12 protein-coding genes are annotated in these 16,277 nt (G+C 28.7%); 4 read left to right on the top strand and 8 right to left on the bottom strand.

The genetic code is table 11. The features are described 5' to 3' along the window. Window positions 1-101: 101 nt before the first annotated feature. Window positions 102-2,546: a replication restart helicase PriA gene (gene priA / locus MPF13_RS14475; protein ID WP_249983499.1), complete on the top strand. Its 2,445-nt coding sequence runs from the start codon at window positions 102-104 to the stop codon at window positions 2,544-2,546. A 3-nt stretch (window positions 2,547-2,549) separates the two neighbouring features. On the opposite strand, the gene MPF13_RS14480 is transcribed toward priA, so the two are convergent. Beyond that, a complete protein-coding gene (locus MPF13_RS14480; RefSeq protein ID WP_249983477.1) occupies window positions 2,550-3,725 on the bottom strand; it encodes a GlmU family protein in 1,176 nt (391 codons plus the stop codon). 101 nt (window positions 3,726-3,826) lie between these two features. After that, on the bottom strand, window positions 3,827-4,597 hold the full coding sequence (locus MPF13_RS14485) for a choice-of-anchor V domain-containing protein (RefSeq protein WP_249983478.1): 771 nt from the start codon (window positions 4,595-4,597) through the stop codon (window positions 3,827-3,829). A gap of 269 nt (window positions 4,598-4,866) precedes the next feature. On the opposite strand from MPF13_RS14485, the gene MPF13_RS14490 reads away from it, so the two are divergent. Then, window positions 4,867-5,412, top strand: a complete 546-nt coding sequence (locus MPF13_RS14490) for an acyl-CoA thioesterase (protein ID WP_249983479.1) — start codon at window positions 4,867-4,869, stop codon at window positions 5,410-5,412. A gap of 69 nt (window positions 5,413-5,481) precedes the next feature. Here MPF13_RS14490 and guaB read toward each other — a convergent pair whose 3' ends face one another. From guaB to MPF13_RS14520, 6 genes are all read right to left on the bottom strand, one after another. After that, entirely contained in the window at window positions 5,482-6,957 is a 1,476-nt protein-coding gene (gene guaB, locus MPF13_RS14495; RefSeq protein WP_249983480.1) for an IMP dehydrogenase, read from the bottom strand. A 207-nt stretch (window positions 6,958-7,164) separates the two neighbouring features. Continuing rightward, complete coding sequence (locus MPF13_RS14500; RefSeq protein ID WP_249983481.1) at window positions 7,165-7,659, bottom strand: Aq_1264-related membrane protein; 495 nt, start codon at window positions 7,657-7,659, stop codon at window positions 7,165-7,167. Further along, on the bottom strand, window positions 7,659-8,195 hold the full coding sequence (locus tag MPF13_RS14505; protein ID WP_249983482.1) for an FMN-binding protein: 537 nt from the start codon (window positions 8,193-8,195) through the stop codon (window positions 7,659-7,661). Before MPF13_RS14505 ends, MPF13_RS14500 begins: the two co-directional genes overlap by 1 nt. Window positions 8,196-8,288: 93 nt before the next feature. Further along, window positions 8,289-9,476, bottom strand: coding sequence for a porin (locus tag MPF13_RS14510; protein WP_249983483.1), 1,188 nt, complete (start codon window positions 9,474-9,476; stop codon window positions 8,289-8,291). A gap of 110 nt (window positions 9,477-9,586) precedes the next feature. Continuing rightward, window positions 9,587-11,095 (bottom strand): bifunctional metallophosphatase/5'-nucleotidase, encoded by a 1,509-nt coding sequence (locus MPF13_RS14515; protein ID WP_249983484.1) that lies wholly within the window; start codon window positions 11,093-11,095, stop codon window positions 9,587-9,589. Window positions 11,096-11,118: 23 nt separating this feature from the next. Further along, entirely contained in the window at window positions 11,119-11,973 is an 855-nt protein-coding gene (locus MPF13_RS14520; RefSeq protein WP_249983485.1) for a hydroxymethylglutaryl-CoA lyase, read from the bottom strand. A gap of 84 nt (window positions 11,974-12,057) precedes the next feature. On the opposite strand from MPF13_RS14520, the gene MPF13_RS14525 reads away from it, so the two are divergent. Together MPF13_RS14525 and MPF13_RS14530 are read left to right on the top strand one after the other, a co-directional pair. After that, window positions 12,058-13,233, top strand: coding sequence for an MFS transporter (locus MPF13_RS14525; protein ID WP_249983486.1), 1,176 nt, complete (start codon window positions 12,058-12,060; stop codon window positions 13,231-13,233). A gap of 142 nt (window positions 13,234-13,375) precedes the next feature. After that, window positions 13,376-16,273, top strand: a complete 2,898-nt coding sequence (locus MPF13_RS14530; protein WP_249983487.1) for an FAD-binding and (Fe-S)-binding domain-containing protein — start codon at window positions 13,376-13,378, stop codon at window positions 16,271-16,273. The last annotated feature ends 4 nt before the right edge of the window (window positions 16,274-16,277 follow it).

The raw sequence follows: 16,277 nt of genomic DNA on the forward strand, positions 1-16,277 counted from the left end.
AACAAACAGAGTTTCCTTAAAAATCAAATATTCATTATTCTTAGAATATAGACTACAATATACTGTTTTTTTGTAGTTTTGATTTTGCAGAAAAGACTTACATTATTTATTATATAGACGTCATATTACCTATTCCTATTCAGAAAACCTTTACGTATTCTGTTACAGAAGATGAAGCAAATTTCTTACAAAAAGGAATGCGAGTTGCAGTTTCTTTTGGAAAATCTAAAATGTATGCTGCTTTAGTTTTTAATATTCATCAAACAAAACCCACATTGTATGAAGCCAAAGATATTCATCAAATATTAGATGAAACACCTTTGGTAAATGAGCTCCAACTAAAACATTGGCAATGGATTGCTAATTATTATATGTGTTCTTTGGGTGATGTTTATAGAGCTTCTTTACCTTCTGCTTTTTTGTTAGAAAGCGAAACTATTATCAATAAAAATGATGCTTTTACAGAAGAAGATATTCTTGCAGATGATGAGTTTTTAATATTTGAAGCATTACAACATCAATCTCAATTAACAATTCATCAAGTAGTTGCAATTTTGGGGAAGAAAAAAGTTATGCCTATTGTAAATTCTTTAATAAAAAAAACGGCAATAACTATAAAAGAAGAAATTTACGAACAATACAAACCTAAATTGGTAAAATATGTTCGTTTAAATGCTTCTTACAATTCTGATGATTCTCTAGAAAAACTTCTAACAGAATTATCTAGAGCAAAAAAACAACGAGATGCTGTTTTAACATTTTTTCAGTTATTAGCCTCTAAAAAACCTATAAAAGCAAAAGATTTAGAAGAAAAAGCTCAGGTTTCTTCTTCAATTTTAAAATCATTGGTTGATAAAGAAATATTAGAATTTTATCATATTCAAACAGATAGAATTCAGTTTAAAGGTGATACCAATTCTTTAAAAACCTTGAATGAATTTCAAGAAAAAGCGCTTTTAGATATTAAAGAATCTTTCAAAGAAAAAGACGTTACACTTTTACATGGAATTACAAGTTCTGGTAAAACAGAAGTTTATACAAAACTGATTCAAGAAGTTTTAGATGCTGGTAAACAAGTGTTGTTTTTATTACCAGAAATTGCTTTAACCACGCAAATAATAACACGATTACAGTTTTATTTTGGTGATCAAATTTCGGTTTTTCATTCTAAATACTCTATGAATGAACGCGTAGAAGTTTGGAACAATGTACTAGAAAACAAAACAAAAGCACAAATTATTTTAGGTGCAAGATCATCTATTTTCTTACCTTTTTCTAATTTAGGATTGATTGTAGTTGATGAAGAACATGAAACTTCTTACAAGCAATTTGAACCTTCACCAAGATACAATGCTAGAGATGCTGCCATTGTTTTGGCTAAAATTCATAATGCAAAAATTTTATTAGGTTCTGCTACACCATCTTTAGAAAGTTATTTTAATGCACAACAAAATAAATATGGTTTTGTTGAATTGAACAGACGTTTTGGAAATGTGCAATTGCCAAAAATTGAGTTGATTGATGTTAAAGAAAAGCATCGAAAAAAGGAAATGACAGGTCATTTTTCTGATAGAATGATTAAGTTAATTACTGCAGCTTTGGAAGAAAAAGAACAAGTTATTTTATTTCAAAACAGACGTGGCTATTCTCCTGTTGTTGAGTGTAATACTTGTGGTGTTTCTCCTGAATGTCCTAATTGCGATATTACGTTAACCTATCATAAATTTAGAGGGGAACTACGTTGTCATTATTGCAATTATCAACGTGCAATGCCTAATAGTTGTGGTGCTTGTGGAAGTAATACTCTAGACACCAAAGGCTTTGGTACAGAGCAAATTGAATTAGAACTAAAACAACTTTTTCCTGATTTTAATATCGGAAGAATGGATTTAGATACCACTCGTGGAAAACATGGCTATCAGAAAATAATAGGAGCTTTTGAAGCCAAAGAAATTGATATTTTAGTAGGTACACAAATGCTTTCTAAAGGATTGGATTTTGCAAATGTTTCTTTAGTTGGAATCTTGAATGCAGATACCATGTTAAATTTTCCAGATTTTAGAGCACATGAACGTGCTTATGATATGATGGTTCAGGTTTCTGGAAGAGCTGGTAGAAGTGTAAAACAAGGAAATGTTGCTATTCAAACCTTTAATCCTTATCATCAAATATTGCAACAAGTTTCTACAACCAATTACACAGAAATGTATAAGGAACAATTACAAGAACGTTGGCAATACAAATACCCTCCTTATTATAGATTGATAAAAATTACTCTAAAACATAGAGATTATAATAAGGTAGAAAATGGTGTAAATTGGCTAGCTAAAGCGTTGCAAAATTCTTTTGGAGAACATGTTTTAGGTCCTACTGCTCCAGCAGTTTCTAGAATTAGAAATCAATATATAAAGAACATTGTTATTAAAATTCCGCCAAAACAAAGTTTAGCTAATACAAAAAAACAACTTCAAAAGATTAAAAATACTTTTGAAGCTGTTAAAGATTTTAGACCTATCCGTTTTATAACAGATGTAGATGCTTATTAGTTTTTAGTAATTTCTATATTTTTTAGTTTCTTCAAAAACACTTTCTAGTATCTTTTTTTCTTGATCGTCAAACTCAATTTTTCTACGTTTCATAACTACTTCTGCAACTTCAAAAACTTTATTGGTTTTGTATTCTGTAAATCCAGATGCTCCTCCCCAACTGAATGATGGCACAAAATTTCTAGGAAAACCGCTTCCAAAAATATTTGCACTTACACCAACAACAGTTCCTGTATTAAACATAGTGTTAATTCCACTTTTAGAATGATCTCCCATCATTAAACCACAAAATTGTAAACCTGTTTTTGCAAACCTACCAGTTTCATAATTCCACAATTTAACTTCAGCATAATTATTTTTTAAATTAGAATTGTTGGTATCTGCACCTAAATTACACCATTCACCTAAAACTGAATTCCCTAAATAACCATCATGTCCTTTACTAGAATAACCAAATAAAACAGAATTACTAACCTCACCACCTACTTTACAATAAGGTCCTAATGTTGTACCTCCATAAATTTTTGCACCCATTTTTAGCACTGCATGTTCACCCATAGCAAAAGGGCCTTTCACAGCAGAATTGTCTAAAATAACAGCATCTTTACCAATATAAATTGGTCCTGAAGATGCGTTTAAAGTAGCAAAAGTTATTTCTGCTCCTTCTTCTATAAAAATATTTTCTTTGTTGATATATCTTGTTCCTTCTGGTATTGGTTGCGATTTTCTTCCTTCTGTTAACAAATTAAAATCTTGTTGAATCGCTTCAAAATTAAAAGAAAAAATATCCCAAGTGTTTTTTACTTGAATTACATCTTCCTCAAAATCAATTTGTTTATACTCATCAAAATTTACTTCTTCCTGAGAATCTGAAGTATAAAAAGCAATAACATCATCACCTTTAAAAATTGCTTCATTTTTAGATAAACTTTTTACTTTTTCAACCAAATTATTAGTTGGGCAAAAAGAAGCGTTAATTAAAATGTTAGCTTCCATTTCTACCATTGGATATTTTTCTTCTAAATATTCTTCAGTTAAAGTGGTTGTGGTTAAACCTAAATGTTTTTCCCATTTTTCTCTAATTGTTAAAATTCCTATTCTAATATCTGCAACTGGTCTTGTATATGTAAAAGGTAATAGAGCGTTTCTAACATCTCCATCAAATAAAATATAATTCATTTTTTCTTTTTTTGAAGTAAAACAAATTTACTTTAAAAAGTGGACATAAAAAACCGATTGTATTGATTACAATCGGTTTTATAAAATATGCAAAAAAGTGTTTACTTTTTTATAAATTTTTGAGTACCAATTTTATCGTTAGATAAAACTTTTAAAATATATACTCCAGAACTCAGTTCATTAATATTAATTTTATCGTTAGAATTAGTAATGGTTTTTGTTAAAGATAATCTACCAATATAATCATAAAACTGAACAGTAGCTTTGTCTGAACTAGAAGGCAACTGTATTGTTAAACTTTCAGTTGCTGGGTTAGGATACATATCAAACTGTAAACGTTTTGCTTCAGAAATTCCTAATACTTGTGCAGATGTACTAGTTGTTACAACTTGATCACCAGAAGTACTAAAATCTCCATTTGTAGCATTTACTGCTGCATAAAAAGTAACTTCGCCTTCATTTGTAGCTGGTGATACCCAAGTAAAAGACCAATTTCCACTAGAAGATGGAGCAGATTGTGTAATTCTTTGACCAGAAACTCTAGATCCTGTACCTGCAGTAAAACTACCTATTTTAGTGTTCGAACTATTTTCTGCTGTTAATTGAAATCCTAATTTTGATGATGATGATGATGAGTTTACATTTATAGTATATGCTTTGTTTAACTCATAACCATCAACAGGAATATTTGTTGTTATACTTGGAGATAAATTAAAATTAGCTCCTGCAGAGTGACATTGTGTACACGTATTATTAGAATCACCAGGAGAACCTGTTGTATTTTGATCTCTTCCACCAGAACTAGACATTAATAAAAATGCTGAAACTGGAATTAACAGTAATAAAAATTTTAAAAAGTAATGTTTTTTCATTTTAATTTGGTTTTAGTGTATGGTTATTAAATGATAGTCGTAAATAAAACACATCAATTACAGTAAGTAGATAATATTTAAGTGATTTTTTTATAAAGTTACTAATAATATGTAAAAATTAATGTTTTTTATTCAACTAAGTAAATAAAGCTATAATTTTGCATTTTAGAAATAAAAACAAGCTTAGAAGGAAAATTAGGCCTTAAAAAGGAAAAATTTAAGTTTAGAAATTTCCTAAAAAAGTAATATTAATAGTGAAAAGTTAATTTATGTCAGTAAAATTTAAACATATAGAAGAATCTCAAATTACAATTACTGAATTAATGAAACCCGTTAATTCTAATTTTAGTGGTAAAATTCACGGAGGTTATATTTTAAACTTAATGGATCAAATTGCTTTTGCATGTGCTTCTAAACATTCTGGACATTATTGTGTAACAGCTTCTGTAAATAAAGTTAATTTTTTAAATCCGATAGAAGTTGGAGAATTAGTTACAATGAAAGCTTCAATAAACTTTACAGGAAGAACATCTATGGTTGTAGGATTAAGAGTAACTTCTGAAAACATTAGATCTGGAGAAATTAAGCATTGTAATTCTTCATATTTTACAATGGTTGCAAAAGATGAAAATGGAATTGGTGCTCCTGTACCAGGTATTATTTTAAAAAACACAAGCCAAGTAAGACGTTTTGCTAGAAGTATTACAAGACAAAATGAAGGTAGAAATAGAGTTTCTAGATTTAGTAGTAAAGTATTTAAAACTGAAGATTATTTAAGTTTACTGAAAAATAGTAATTCTAAAGTTGATCTTTAAAACCAACCAATAACCAAAAAAAAACCGAGTAAATATCTACTCGGTTTTTTTATTTATATACGCTAATTATTATCTTCTACTATAATTAGGAGCTTCTTTTGTAATTGCTACATCATGTGGATGACTTTCGTTAATTCCACTTGCTGTAATTCTAACAAATTTACCTGTTTCTTTTAAAGTTTCAATGTCTTTAGAACCACAATATCCCATACCTGCACGTAAACCTCCAATAAATTGATGAATACTTTCTGACAATTCACCTTTATAAGGTACACGTCCTACAATTCCTTCTGGAACTAATTTTTTAATATCATCTTCTACATCTTGGAAATATCTGTCTTTAGAACCTTTTTTCATAGCTTCTACAGATCCCATACCTCTATAAGACTTAAATTTTCTTCCTTCAAAAATAATGGTTTCACCAGGAGATTCTTTTGTACCTGCTAAAAGAGAACCTAACATTACAGAATCTGCACCAGCAGCAATAGCTTTTGGTATATCTCCTGTATAGCGAATTCCACCATCAGCAATAACTGGTACTCCACTACCTTTAATAGCAGCTGCAACTTCTAATACTGCAGAAAACTGAGGAAAACCAACACCTGCAACAACTCTAGTTGTACAAATAGAACCTGGTCCAATACCTACTTTTACTGCATCTGCACCAGCTTCAACTAAATATTTTGCAGCTTCACCAGTAGCAATATTACCCACAACTACATCTAAACTTGGAAATTTTGCTTTTACTTCTTTTAAAACAGCAACCACACCTTTTGTATGTCCATGTGCTGTATCAATAATAACTGCATCTACACCAGCATTTACAAGAGCTTCTGCTCTATCAACTGCATCTCCAGTAACTCCTAAAGCAGCAGCAACTCTTAATCTTCCATAAGAATCTTTGTTAGCAATTGGCTTTTGAGTAACTTTTGTAATATCTCTAAATGTTATAAGTCCTTTTAATTTATAATTATCATCAACAATTAAAAGCTTTTCAATTTTATGATTTTGAAGAATTTTTTCAGCATCATTTAATGAAGTTCCAACATCTGCAGTAACTAAATTATCGCTTGTCATAACTTCTACAATTGGTCTTTGATTGTCATGCTCAAAACGTAAATCTCTATTTGTAACAATTCCTTTTAAAGTACCTTCATCATCTACAATAGGAATTCCACCAATTTTGTGCTCTTTCATATTAGCTTTTGCATCTAATACAACTGCACTTAAAGGTAAAGTTACTGGGTCTAAAATCATACCACTTTCGGCACGTTTTACTTTTCTAACTTCACGAGCTTGTTGCTCAACAGTCATGTTTTTGTGCAAAACACCTATTCCTCCTTCTCTAGCAATGGCTATTGCTAAAGCAGATTCTGTTACTGTATCCATTGCTGCAGAAGCAATTGGTACGTTAATAGTAATGTTTTTTGTAAATTTTGTTTGTATACTAACTTCTCTAGGAAGAATTTCTGAAAAGGCAGGAACTAATAGAACATCGTCGTAAGTTAAACCTTCTCCTAAAATTTTGTTGTTATGTGCTGTCATGTGGCAATTATGGTATAATTGCGTGCAAATTTACAATTAATAAATGACTTATTAGCTATTAATTTATAGACTATTTAGTTAAAATTTATGTCTTTAAAAGTTGAATATCTGATTAAAAATTTTAAATAATTAATCTAATCAGATAGATTTGTGTAGAAATTTAAAAGTTTTTGATCTTTAATAGAAGTAATTCTATTTAAAGTTAACCTATTTATTATTAGATGAAAAGACTTGTTTTAAAATAATAAAAACAGAAGCAGTATAAGAAGCCGTCATAAAAAAACCAGAAAACATAATAATGTATTTCATCCAATGGATTTCTTTCCATAAAAAATAGATACCTCCAAATGTAAAAACCAATGATAAAAATGGTTCTATCATTAAAAATAATTTTAATTTATGTGAAATATCTGTAGTAGATAAAATTAAAGAAATCATGAAAAACACTACTGATAAAGATAAAATATGACTGTGAACAGTAGTCATAATTTCTCCTTCAGACTTTTTAAACATCATCTTTGTTGCATTTTCATCATCTTCATTTCCTAAATAACGTTGTTCAATTCCATTAGGATTTGCATTAGTTGTAGATCTTACAAAAGAAATTCCGCTATAAAACCCTATACTTAATGTACAAACAAATGCAATTATTAATAGTTTTATTTCTTTAGGAAATTTATAAATAAGTCCTTTAAGTACCATTATATAACCTTATTAAAAGTTAAAGTTTCTAAATTTTGTAAAAATTGATTTACTGCGTTTGTCATTGAAATTGCAGAAATTGTTGCTCCAGAAATTGCAATAACATCTTGCTGGTATTTTAATTGATCAGCAGGTTTTTTACCAATAAACTGCTTTAACCAACGTTTACTTCCAATCTCACCACCATAGTCTTCTCTATAAATTAAAACTTTAGTTTTTACAATAATTAAATTAGTGTCTAAAAGAATTAAATAATCAAACTCATCTGTTTTACTAGCTGCTTTATCTACATATGCATAACCAATAAGTGTGTTATTATTTTCTATTTTAAAAAGGTTATCTGCACCAATTTTAAAACGCATTTTATTATTAATAGAATCTGCTATTTTAATAGCTTTTAAATTAAATTCTTTAACTTCAAAAATACTTTTAATTTCTTTATTTACTTTCTTTAAAATCTTATTTGGTAAAGTATAAGAATAAAGCAAAGTGCTTAACACTATTATTAATAAGAAAGAATACTTTTTTAAATTCATGATGCAAAAATAATTAGAATTAATCTAAATAAAAAGAAAAGCCAATCCAAATAAATTTGAATTGACTTAACTACATTTAATAAATATCTTTTACTAGAACCAAACTCCTACCCCAAAGTTTAATTGATTAACAGTCGATCCACCAACAACAGCATTGTTTTTAAATTGGTAATCTCCTTTTACAACTGCACCTGGAGCAATCTTATAACTTAAACCTAATGTCCATTCTTGTCTATCATAGCTTAAATCTTTTGTTAAACTTCCATCTACAGAAGCATGAGTATCATAATCTTCATACCTAACAAAACCAAATAATTGTTGTTTCTTATTTTGAGGTAATAAATTGTAGGCTGCTTCTAAATAATATCCTTGTAAAGCACTTCCTAATTTAGATCCTGTTGCATTATTATAAGCTTCAGTATCACTTAAACTACCATGAATAAATTGACCTCTAGCAGTAAAACGTTGGTATGCATAACGTGCATCTAAACCAATCATAGAAATACCTACATCTGCTCCTGCAATATCTTCTACATCTCCTGGAGATTGAGTTCTTCCAAAATAACCAGATAACCCTAAACGTAAACCAGGTAAACCATAATAATCTAATTTACCAGAAAAATTTAAGTTATTCATAGTAGATTTTGCACCTTTTTGTCTTCCTCCTCTAAGACCAGAACTTCCTCCTATTTTACCTCCTGTAATGTTACCATTTCCATCTGAAGTTGAAGAAACAAAACCATTAAAAGCATATAATTGGTAACGTAAAGAAGCTTCATTGTATTTTCCTGAAAGTCCAAAACCAATTTCTCTCCAAGTTGTTGGTACTATTGAACCATCTATACTTGGTCTTTCTACTCCATTAAAAGTAGTTGGCTCATGATACTCATTTACAATACCCATAGGTACTAACATTAAACCAGCTCTTAAATTTACATTATCGCTTATAGAATATTGTAAAAATGCTTGCTCTACAAACACTTCTTTTACATGTTCAAATTCTATTTCTGTTATAAATTGAGTTCTATCATCAAATTTATAACCAAATAATAAAACTAAACGTTGAACGTCTAATTCTGCATTATTTTGATCTTTTCTGTTATAAGTTAATTCTCCATAACCACCAACAGTTACACCCTTAGTATTAATATTACCATTTAAAATACGTTGAGCCGTATTTACTTGGTTGTTGGGATTGTTAATAGAATCTCTTTGTGTGTTTTGAGCTGTTAAACTTATTGTTGAAGCTACAGCAATTGCAAAAGTTAAAAACCTTTTCATTTTATTTAGATTAAATATAAATAGTTAAATAATTCGGATGCAAATGTACTACACATTTTTACATCTACAAAGTTTATTTAGAATTAATTTAAATAAAAATAACAATTAAATTATTGAAGTGTTTTTAAATAAGAAATGACCGATTTTCTAATGTCAAAAGATATTTCAGATTTTAAAGGTTTATAAATAGAAATAACATCATCATTTTTGTCTGATAAGAAAGGAATGTCAAATCCTTTTAATAAATAGTCTGAAAATGCAACTTTATAAACTTTATTTTCATTTAACACTTTATTGTTTATTAACCATTTACCATCAACTATTTCTGCATTATAACGTTGTAAATAAGCACCTGTACCAGCTGCTTTAACGCCATAATCTAACACTCGTTTTAGCAAAGTACCTTTTATTTCAACTTTTAAAACATCACCTCCATAAGGTAAAACTCTAAAAATATCTACTGCTGTTAAATTACCACTTAATTGATCATCTATTCTTATAGAACCACCATTTACCAAAGCACAATCTAGTTTATCATTATAACCAAAAGACATTGCTCTAGTAATTATTTTACCCAAATTAGTTTGTACACTCCTTATTGGAGTATCTCTTCCATCTAAAGGAGTTTTTGCATTAAAAATAACTTCATTAGGATTTTTTATAATTTCATTAATCTTTAAGTTTAAAATAGATTGCCACTTATCTACTATTTTAGCAACTTTTTCATCGGGTGTAATAGCAGAATTAATTTCTTTTAATTCTGACTTTACAATTGTTTTCTTCGTTTTTTTATCAAAAGAAATCTTATGAATATAAACTGTTTTTGCATTAGCATCTGCTTTTGATATTTGAACATTACCAACTAAATCATTGCTATTTGTATGTTCATGACCTCCCATTATTAAAGGCAAATCTGGAATTATTTCTGCAATTCTTTTATCATCTTCAAGAGAAACATGAGTTAATCCAAAAACAACATCAACAGAATCTTTTAAAGATGCATAAGAAGCTCTTGCTTTTACAAACATGTTTCCATATTCTACATAATCTTTAGGATTAGAAGGTATACAAACACTTATAAAACCAATTTTAATTTTTATTCCATCTGCATCTATTAATTCTTTAATAAAAGTTTCACCAACATGTTCTTTATGCCCATTTCTTTCTTTATAAAAAGGTACTGCAGCTTCTTTGGTTTTTAGTTTTACATTGGCAGAAATCCATGGAAAATTACTTTCATTCAATCTTTTTTGAAGATCTTTTTGAGAAACATCAAATTCGTGGTTTCCAAACGCTACCAAATCAAAATTCATAGCATTCATAACTTCAATCATTTGCTTACCTCTTACTCTTTCTCCATCTACTTTTATAGTTCCTAACAAAGAAGGATTTAAAAAATCACCTGCCATAAAAAGCATTGTATTTTTATTTTCGGCTATCAATTCTTTATGAATAGTTTCTACCCTAGCCAATCCACCATATTCACCACCTTGAATGGGTGCAATTTCATACACATCGTTTAATTGTAAAAAAGTAAAATCTATTTTTTCATCTTTATTAGAACATGAAAATAGTATTACTAGAGATAAAAAGTAAAAAATTGATTTTGTAAAATTCATTTTAATTTTATTAAATAATTACTTTAAAAAGTTTCTAAAGCTTTGTTAAATGCACTTTCAAAACTCATAGGTTTTATTCCTGTTTCTGCTTTATGCACTGTAAAATAACTCAATAATTTTTCTGTTGGCATATTACCTGTTAACTCATCTTTAGCCATTGGGCAACCTCCAAAACCTTTAATTGCACCATCAAAACGTAAACATCCTGCTTTAAAAGCAGCATCTACTTTTTCTAACCATTTATCTGGTGTAGTATGTAAATGCGCACCAAACTCAATTTTAGGATATTGATCTATTAAATTACTAAATAAATAATCGATAACTTCTGGAGTAGAACTACCAATAGTATCTGATAATGACAAGATTTTAACGCCCATTTTAGAGAGTTTTTCTGTCCAATTACCAACAATTTCAACATTCCAAGGATCTCCATAAGGATTTCCAAATCCCATAGATAAATATGCCACAACTTCTTTATTAGATTTGTTTGCAATATTTAAAATAGTATCTAAAGTTTCAATAGATTCTGCAATGGTTTTATGCGTGTTACGCATTTGAAAGTTTTCTGATATTGAAAAAGGGTAGCCTAAATAATCTATTTCTTCAAATTGAGAAGCATCATTTGCTCCTCTTGTATTTGCAACAATTGCTAACAATTTACTTGTGGTTTTAGATAAATCTAATTTTTCTAAAACTGCTGCAGTATCTCGCATTTGCGGAATTGCTTTTGGCGAAACAAAGCTTCCAAAATCAATAGTATCAAAACCTACTTTTAATAAGGAATTGATATATAATGCCTTTTGTTCAGTTGAAATAAAATGAGATTTTATTCCCTGCATTGCATCTCTAGGACATTCAATGATTTTTACTTTTTTCATCAATTTCAAAGATAAAGATTCTAATGACGTTGCAAAATATTTTAACTTTAATATTGCTCCCTTTTTAGTACTTTCGTTTTCTTTATGAATAGAACAAAAATTGTACTTCCTATTATTATCATTTCTCAGTTTTGTTGCACTTCTTTGTGGTTTGCAGGTAATGGTGTTATAAATGATTTAGTTACTACTTTTGGTTTAAATGATAATGCTATTGCATATTTAACTTCTGCTGTACAATTTGGTTTTATAATTGGTACACTTTTATTTGCTTTATTTAGTATCACAGATCGTTATTCACCATCTAAAGTCTTTTTTATAAGTGCTTTTTTAGGAGCTTTATTTAATTTCAGTATCATTTTTGGAAATCAATCTTTATTAAGTTTAATAAGTCTTCGCTTTTTTACAGGATTTTTCTTGGCAGGAATTTATCCTGTTGGAATGAAAATAGCTACAGATTATTTTGATAAAGGCTTAGGGAAATCTTTAGGGTTTTTAGTTGGTGCTTTAGTTTTAGGTACTGCTCTACCCCATTTATTAAAAGAATATATGCAAGCGTATTCTTGGAAAAATATTCTAATTTCAATTTCTATGCTTTCTTTTGTAGGTGGTTTACTTATGTTACTTTTTATACCTAATGGTCCTTATAGAAAAGCGGGCACAAAATTAGATTTAACAATTTGCTTTTCTATATTTAACATTAAAAAATTTAGAAAAGCTGCATTTGGATATTTTGGTCATATGTGGGAGTTGTATACCTTTTGGTTTTTAGTTCCAACTTTATTAAAATTATATAAAACTATACATCCACAGATAAACTTTAATATTCCTTTACTTTCGTTTTTAATAATTGGTATTGGTGCCATATCTTGTGTTTTGGCTGGTTATTTAGCCGAAAAATTTAGTCCTCAAAAAATAGCTTTTAATGCACTCTTTTTATCTTGTGTTTGTTGTGTAATATCTCCCTTTATATTTTTAACACAACATGAAGTTTTATTTATAACTTTCTTATTGTTTTGGGGAATGGTTGTTATTGCAGACTCTCCATTATTTTCTACTATAGTTGCTCAAAATGCACCTTCTAAAGACAAAGGAACTGCACTAACAATTGTAAATTGTATTGGATTTGCAATTACTATTGTAAGCATACAAACAATAAGTTATTTTCAAAATAGTATTGATTCTAATTTTATATTTATGATTCTTGCTATCGGACCAATTTTAGGATTGTTTGGTTTTTCAAAAAGAAATATTTTAAATTAAAACTTTAATTCAATTTTTAGGTTAAAAATGTACCTAAAATTATTAAATTAATAAAAGTGTTTTTTACATAGCGCTTTCATTAAAGCATCAAATTTTTTATTCGGATATTTGTCTTTATATTCTATTTTTTCAAAAATAAATAATGATTCAAAATTCGGCTTTAGAAACTTTACACAATTCACTTTCTGGTGATGTTCTTTTTGACAATTTACACAAAACTTTATATGCAACAGATGCTTCTGTTTATCGTAAAATTCCATTAGCAGTTGCTTTTCCAAAGAATGAAAAAGACATTATTACTTTAATTGAATTTGCTACAAAAAACAACATTACATTAATACCAAGAACTGCAGGTACATCTTTAGCAGGACAATGTGTTGGTGAAGGAATTGTAGTTGATGTTTCTAAACATTTTACAAACATTATTTCTTTTGATGAAAAAGCAAAAACAATAACTCTTCAACCAGGTATTGTTAGAGATTCTTTAAATGTATATTTAAAACAATATGGTTTGTTTTTTGGCCCTAATACTTCTACATCTAATAGATGTATGATTGGTGGTATGGTTGGTAACAATTCTTCTGGAAGTACTTCTATTAAATATGGAGTAACTCGTGACAAAGTATTATCTATTGATGCTATTTTAAGTGATGGTAGCAAAGCAACTTTTAACGAAATTTCGTCTGAAGAATTTATCAAAAAAACAAAAGAAAACACACAAGAAGGTAAAATATATAAAGCCATTTTTGATGAGTTATCATTAAAAGAAAATCAAGAAGAAATAAAGAAAGAATTTCCTAAAGAAACCATACACAGAAGATGTACAGGATATGCTGTAGATGAGTTTTTAACTTCAGATTTATTTGGAGGAACTTCGCCAACAATTAATGTTGCAAAATTATTATCTGGTAGTGAAGGTACATTGGCTTTTTCTACTGCTATTACTTTACAATTAGACAATGTTGCTCCTAAAGAAAGCATCATGGTTTGTTCTCATTTTACAAGTATAAACGAAAGTTTAAAAGCAACTTTGGTTTCTATGAATCATAATTTATATAATTGTGAATTAATGGATAAAACCATTTTAGATTGTACTAAAAATCATCCAGATTTAGCAAAAAACAGGTTCTTTTTACAAGGAGATCCTGAGGCTGTTTTAATGTTAGAAGTTTCTGCTGCAACAATAGAACAAGCCGAAATTTATGCAAATAATTTAATAGCAGATTTAGAAAAAAACAACTTTGGGTATCATCATCCAAAAGTTTACGGAAAAGATATTGCAAAAGTACATTATCTTAGAAAAGCAGGTTTAGGTGCTTTGGCAAATATTGTTGGAGACAAAAAAGCAGTTGCTTGTATAGAAGATACAGCTGTAGCATTGGAAGACTTACCAAATTACATAGAAGAGTTTACCCAAATCATGGCTAAATACCAACAAAATGCTGTGTATTATGCACATGCAGGAGCTGGAGAATTGCATTTACGTCCTATTTTAAATATTAAGGAAAAAGAAGATGTTGTTTTATTTAGAAAAATAACCACTGAAACTGCTGAGTTAGTAAAAAAATATAAAGGTTCTTTTAGTGGAGAACATGGAGATGGAATTGTACGTGCTGAGTTTATTCCTTTAATGATTGGTGAACAGAATTATCAATTATTAAGAAGAATAAAAAAAGCTTTTGACCCTAACAACGTATTTAATCAAGGAAAAATTACAGATGCTTTTCCTATGGATGAAAGCCTACGTTATGAAGTTGATAGAGAAGAACCAATAATTAAAACCATTCAAGATTTTTCTGAAAGCGAAGGAATTTTAAAACTAGCTGAAAAATGTAATGGTTCTGGAGACTGTAGAAAACCTGTAGAAGCTGGTGGAACATTATGCCCAAGTTATAGAGCTACAAAAGATGAAAAAGATACTACAAGAGCTAGAGCAAATACGTTAAGAGATGTTTTAACAAATAATACTGCTACAAATAAATTTGATTCTAAAGAATTAAAACAAGTTTTAGATCTTTGTTTAAGTTGTAAAGCTTGTGCAACTGAATGTCCAAGTAATGTTGATATAGCTAGTTTAAAAGCAGAATTTTTATATCAATATCAAGAAACAAACGGTTATTCTTTTAGAAGTAAAATGTTTGCTAACAACGCTAAATACAATAAATTAGGTAGTATTTTTCCAGCGCTTACAAATTATATTACTAATACTAACTTTTCTAAAAAAATGTTAGGAGTTGCAGTAGAAAGAACTGTTCCTAAATTGGCAAAACAAACATTAAGTAGCTGGTTAAAAAAACATCAACCTAAAACATCTAAAAAATCAGTTTACTTATTTAATGATGAATTTACCAATTATTATGATACAGAAATTGGTAAAGATGCAGTTATCCTTTTAGAAAAATTAGGATATGAAGTAAAAACGATTGCTCATGATGAAAGTGGTAGAAGTCATATTTCTAAAGGCTTTTTAAAAGAAGCAAAAGCAATTAGTAATAATAATGTATCAATTTTTAAAGATATTATTACAGACAATACTCCTTTAATAGGAATTGAACCTTCTGCAATTTTAACTTTTAGAGATGAATATATTCGTTTAGCAGATGATAAAACAGCTGCAGAAAAAATTGCAAAAAACAGTTTTACATTCGAAGAATTTTTATCTAAAGAATTAGAAAAAAACAATATAGATACTACTCTATTTACTTTAGACTCTAAAACATTAAAAGTTCATGGTCATTGTCATCAAAAGGCTTTAACAGGTACACATGCTAGTTTTCAAGTTTTAAATATTCCTAAAAACTATACTGTAACCATTATGAATACAGGTTGTTGTGGAATGGCAGGTTCTTTTGGATATGAAAAAGAACATTACAAAGTTTCTATGCAAGTTGGTGAGGACACTTTGTTTCCAAAAGTGAGAAATTGTAGTGAGGATACAGAAATTGCTGCTGCTGGTACTAGTTGTAGACATCAAATTTTTGATGGAACAAAACGTATTGCGAAACATCCTATTACAATTTTAAAAGAAGCATTAATCTAAAAAT

This window comes from Polaribacter sp. Z022 (assembly GCF_023555495.1).
Taxonomy (GTDB): domain Bacteria; phylum Bacteroidota; class Bacteroidia; order Flavobacteriales; family Flavobacteriaceae; genus Polaribacter.

Coding starts and splice junctions, on each gene's coding strand:
- MPF13_RS14480 (WP_249983477.1), bottom strand. CDS start 3,725: ATGAATTATATTTTATTTGATGGAGATGTTAGAAACGCTCTATTACCT.
- MPF13_RS14485 (WP_249983478.1), bottom strand. CDS start 4,597: ATGAAAAAACATTACTTTTTAAAATTTTTATTACTGTTAATTCCAGTT.
- MPF13_RS14490 (WP_249983479.1), top strand. CDS start 4,867: ATGTCAGTAAAATTTAAACATATAGAAGAATCTCAAATTACAATTACT.
- guaB (WP_249983480.1), bottom strand. CDS start 6,957: ATGACAGCACATAACAACAAAATTTTAGGAGAAGGTTTAACTTACGAC.
- MPF13_RS14500 (WP_249983481.1), bottom strand. CDS start 7,659: ATGGTACTTAAAGGACTTATTTATAAATTTCCTAAAGAAATAAAACTA.
- MPF13_RS14505 (WP_249983482.1), bottom strand. CDS start 8,195: ATGAATTTAAAAAAGTATTCTTTCTTATTAATAATAGTGTTAAGCACT.
- MPF13_RS14510 (WP_249983483.1), bottom strand. CDS start 9,476: ATGAAAAGGTTTTTAACTTTTGCAATTGCTGTAGCTTCAACAATAAGT.
- MPF13_RS14515 (WP_249983484.1), bottom strand. CDS start 11,095: ATGAATTTTACAAAATCAATTTTTTACTTTTTATCTCTAGTAATACTA.
- MPF13_RS14520 (WP_249983485.1), bottom strand. CDS start 11,973: ATGAAAAAAGTAAAAATCATTGAATGTCCTAGAGATGCAATGCAGGGA.
- MPF13_RS14525 (WP_249983486.1), top strand. CDS start 12,058: ATGAATAGAACAAAAATTGTACTTCCTATTATTATCATTTCTCAGTTT.
- MPF13_RS14530 (WP_249983487.1), top strand. CDS start 13,376: ATGATTCAAAATTCGGCTTTAGAAACTTTACACAATTCACTTTCTGGT.